The following is a 1207-nucleotide window of genomic DNA, read 5'->3' on the forward strand; positions in this document are numbered from 1 at the left end:
CAGGGGTGTCGAAAGAGTCAACTGCGGTCCAAAGCTGTTGGACTTGGGTGAAAAGGGCGTTTATTCTTCCTATACGTATGATTCAAACTGCAGATGAGTTACATTTGAAAGAAAAGGTGAAAAAACCAATTGAGAAATTATTGCATGTGCTTAATGCCTCAAATAAAAAATTAATTATTCAATACCGATCATTATGAAACTATCATTAATTGTTGCCATGGATAAAAATTTTGGCATTGGTAAAGACAACGATTTGTTATGGAAATTGCCGGCTGATATGAAATTCTTTAAAGAAACTTCAACAGGTCATGTAGTAATAACCGGACGTAAAAATTATGAATCTATTCCTGAGAAATTTAGACCCTTGCCAAATCGTGAAAATGCCGTTTTAACTCACCAAATCGGCTATCAAGCACCAGGAGCTCATGTCTTTTTTTCACTTACTGAATGTTTAGAGTTCTATAAAAATGAAACCGAAAGAACTGTTTTCATCATTGGTGGGGGACAAATTTATGCAGAAGTTATGCAGCGAAACATCCTTCAAGAAATGTATATCACACAAGTAGATGGAGTGTTTGACGCAGATACTTTTTTTCCTAAATTTTCTGAATCTGAGTGGAATAGTGAAACTGTACTGAAACAGGGTATTGATGAAAAACACGCTTTTGCTTTTGAAATAAAAAAATATACACGTAAATAACTCTAAAACTTACTGTTTTTGTTGAAATGTTTTGTATGTAACGGTTTCAAAACTTCAACGACCTTACTAACTTTGCCTCCTTATGATTTTATGTATAGCTGAAAAACCTTCTGTGGCAAAAGATATTGCCGAAGTAATTGGTGCAAAACAACGCAACAACGGCTTTTATGAAGGAAATGGCTATTGGGTAACCTGGACTTTTGGCCATCTGTGTACATTGAATGAACCCCATGATTACAAAGAAAATTGGAAATACTGGAAATTGGAAGATCTGCCAATTGTACCTAAAAAATTTGGCATTAAACTAATTGATAACGATGGAGTAAAAAGGCAATTTGCTGTTATTGAAAAATTGGTAGCATCTTGTTCTGAAGTCATCAATTGCGGGGATGCCGGGCAGGAAGGGGAGTTGATACAAAGATGGGTATTGGCACCTGGTCAAGAAAGCGGGCCATACCCACCAAGTGGCCAAGACGGGCGCGGTCACCCTGATCCAGCGTTTTGGAT

At 37.0% G+C, this 1207-nt stretch carries 2 protein-coding genes and 1 pseudogene; all 3 read left to right on the forward strand.

Annotated features, from left to right (window positions below; all coding sequences use genetic code 11):
• On the forward strand, positions 1–197 hold a 197-nt coding region (locus tag CLC91_RS15145; RefSeq protein ID WP_206926159.1), incomplete at its 5' end, for a hypothetical protein.
• Positions 188–700 (forward strand): dihydrofolate reductase, encoded by a 513-nt coding sequence (locus tag CLC91_RS14845; protein ID WP_086371372.1) that lies wholly within the window; start codon positions 188–190, stop codon positions 698–700. The genes CLC91_RS15145 and CLC91_RS14845, both read left to right, overlap by 10 nt.
• A gap of 82 nt (positions 701–782) precedes the next feature.
• Positions 783–1070: pseudogene (locus CLC91_RS14850) on the forward strand (DNA topoisomerase III); the annotation flags it as partial.
• Positions 1071–1207: the final 137 nt, after the last annotated feature.

Origin of the sequence: Paraferrimonas haliotis, from assembly GCF_002282895.1 — a bacterium.
GTDB lineage: Bacteria > Pseudomonadota > Gammaproteobacteria > Enterobacterales > Shewanellaceae > Paraferrimonas > Paraferrimonas haliotis.